This is a genomic window from Streptomyces sp. MB09-01 (assembly GCF_033794505.1).
Lineage (GTDB): Bacteria > Actinomycetota > Actinomycetes > Streptomycetales > Streptomycetaceae > Streptomyces.
The window spans coordinates 1-2,787 of sequence record NZ_JARAYQ010000482.1 but is presented as its reverse complement, the minus strand read 5'-3'; the positions used below and the strand labels follow the sequence as shown (position 1 = coordinate 2,787).

General features: G+C 72.6%; 2 protein-coding genes. One reads left to right on the top strand and one right to left on the bottom strand.

The genetic code is table 11. The features are described from left to right. Nucleotides 1-702: 702 nt before the first annotated feature. A complete protein-coding gene (locus tag PV721_RS42610) occupies nt 703-2,067 on the top strand; it encodes an NAD(P)/FAD-dependent oxidoreductase (protein ID WP_319734160.1) in 1,365 nt (454 codons plus the stop codon). Nucleotides 2,068-2,217: 150 nt separating this feature from the next. On the opposite strand, the gene PV721_RS42605 is transcribed toward PV721_RS42610, so the two are convergent. Next, entirely contained in the window at nt 2,218-2,508 is a 291-nt protein-coding gene (locus PV721_RS42605) for a hypothetical protein (protein ID WP_319734158.1), read from the bottom strand. Nucleotides 2,509-2,787: the final 279 nt, after the last annotated feature.

The following is a 2,787-nucleotide window of genomic DNA, read 5'->3' as shown; positions in this document are numbered from 1 at the left end:
GTGCGGGGGTGGGCATGGTCATGCATTGCTCCTGTGGCAAGAGAGAGGGGAGCCCCAACTTGGTGCGGTGAAGTGGGGTTCTCACACTGACGCCGGGAGCTGGCGGCGCTCAACATACAGGTTGAACGTCGAACAACACCAGAGTCTGCGACCGCCGCAATTGAACGCACCGCAGGGCTGCTGACCTGCGGCGGCGGGGAGATCTCGGGCTCGTCGGCCGGGTTCTCGGCGCCTACCTCGCTGGTGACCAGCACCCTCTACTCGTGTCAGCGGGACAGGACTGGCCAGCACCGGTTGCAGAGGGGCAACGCGTCGGTGACGACTGGCAGTCCGGCGCCACGGTCGGGGCCCCCGTCCTCGCCCCGAGAGCGGCGCCTCAATGTCCACCGCCCACCCCCGTACGCGCAGCGTCTCTTCGACGCCCTGCGAGACGGCTGCGGCGACCAGCAGATGCGCCAGATCGTGGCCGACGGACTGCAGGAGGTTCAACGACCCCCGCGGGCCGGTACGGGACCCCGCCGGACGCGTGCACCGCGCCGAGGCCGGTCACGTTGCCGGCCGCCCATGCCCGGCTGAGGCAGTCCCCGAACCTTGCCCTTTTCCAAGCCCTCCGGAGCTGTCCGCCCCGCTTTCCGCGTGCATGGAACGGCCTGCCGGGGAAGGCGTGCCAGGGACCCGTACACCCGAGAAGGGACGGACACCATGGCACGACCGAAGATCGTGGTCGTCGGCGCGGGCTTCGCCGGCGTCTCCTGCGTACGCCGCCTGGAGCGGACGCTGTCACCCGGGGAGGCGGAGATCCTGCTGGTCACTCCGTTCTCCTACCAGCTCTACCTGCCCCTGCTGCCGCAGGTGGCCTCCGGAGTGCTCACCCCCCAGTCCGTGGCGGTGTCGCTGCGCCGCAGCCGCCGCCACCGGACCCGGATCGTGCCCGGCGGGGCAGTGGGCGTCGACACCCGGGCCAAGGTCTGCGTCATCCGCAAGATCACCGGGGAGCTGGTGGACCAGCCGTACGACCACCTGGTGCTCGCGCCGGGGAGCGTGACCCGCACCTTCGACATCCCGGGCCTGGCGGAGCACGGCCGCGGCATGAAGACGCTGGCCGAGGCGGCCCATCTGCGCGACCACGTGATCGCCCAGCTCGACCTGGCCGACGCCGCTGCACCGGGCTCGGCGGAACGGGCCTCACGGCTCGGCTTCGTCGTGGTGGGCGGCGGTTACGCGGGCACCGAGACGGCCGCCTCCCTGGAGCGGCTCACCACGAACGCCGTCGGCCGCTACCCCCGGTTGGACCGGCGCGAGATCAGCTGGCACCTCGTGGACGTGGCCCCGAAGCTGATGCCCGAGCTCGGCGACCGGCTGGGCCGGGCAGCCCTCGACGTGCTGCGCCGCCGCGGCATCGAGGTCTCGCTCGGCGCCTCCGTCGCCAAGGTGGGCCCCGAGGACGTCACCCTCACCGACGGCCGCGTGCTGCCCTGCCGCACCCTCATCTGGACTGCCGGTGTCGCCGCGAGCCCCCTCATCGCCACGCTGGGCGCCGAGACCGCGAAGAGCGGCCGGCTCGTCGTCGCTCCGGACCTGCGGGTGCCGGGGGCGGACGGCGCGTTCGCGCTCGGTGACGCGGCCGCCGTCCCCGACCTCGCCGGGGGCGGGGACGGTACGGTGTGCCCGCCCACCGCGCAGCACGCCGAGCGCCAGGGCAGGGTCGCCGCAGACAACGTCGTCGCCACGCTGCGGGGCACGCCGCTGCGTCCGTACGTCCACAAGGACCTCGGACTGGTCGTGGACCTCGGCGGCCGCGACGGCGTCTCCCGGCCGCTCGGCATCGACCTGCGCGGGATGCCCGCCCAGGCCGTGGCCCGCGGCTACCACTGGGCGGCGCTGCGCACCGGGGCGGCGAAGACCCGGGTGATGACGAACTGGCTCCTGAACGCCGTGGCCGGCGACGACTTCGTCCGGACCGGCTTCCAATCGTACAAACCGGGGACGCTGCGCGACTTCGAGTACACGGACCAGTACCTCACCCCGGAGGAGGTGCGGGCCCGCACGGCGGCCGACGGAGGCTGACAGTTCCGGCGAGCGAGATCGCCACTACTCCCGCTCCGGTGCCCAGGGGCGCCAGCCGGGGGCGGGGCGGCGCCGTGGTGTCGCCCACCCCTTGCGGGGCTGCCTACGGGGTGGACGGGCGTCAGGATGCCTCGATCGCCGGCGGGCCCGTCAGGCCTCGTCTGGCAGCGGGACGTGGCCTGTCTCCTTCTGCACCATGGCTTCCAGCTCGTCGCGGTCCAGACCGGTCGTCTCCGCGTAGTGGTCCAGGGCCGTATCCAGCAGCCACCAGGGCTCGCGCGCCTCCTCCCACGCGTCCCGCCAGATCACGTGCTGCTCGTCGGTCCACTGAGCCGCGTCACCGAGTTCCTCCTGAAGGCGCGTCAACTCGGCGTGCGCTTCGTCGGTCGCTTCCTGCAGCTCGATCAGTTCGTCCAGCACATCGGACAGTTCGATTTTCATTCCGGGATCTTAAGCGGCAGGGCCATCCCGGCTCGCAGCGCCGCCGGACCGAGGGGCCGCCGCTCCGGTAGGTCCCCGGCCCCCAGCGGACGAGGCCCTCGTCTCGGCGACAGCGCGCCGCCGGGTGCGCGTCGCCGCAGCCTGCGGGGCCGGCGCGTCCCTGCGTTCGGTTTCGGCCTCGACGCCTTCGCCCCCGCGCCGGCCATCGAGCCGAACGGCCCGCTACGACTGGGCCTCGGGAGATCGACGCGGTGAGGGGGTGGTCTCATAAACAACTTG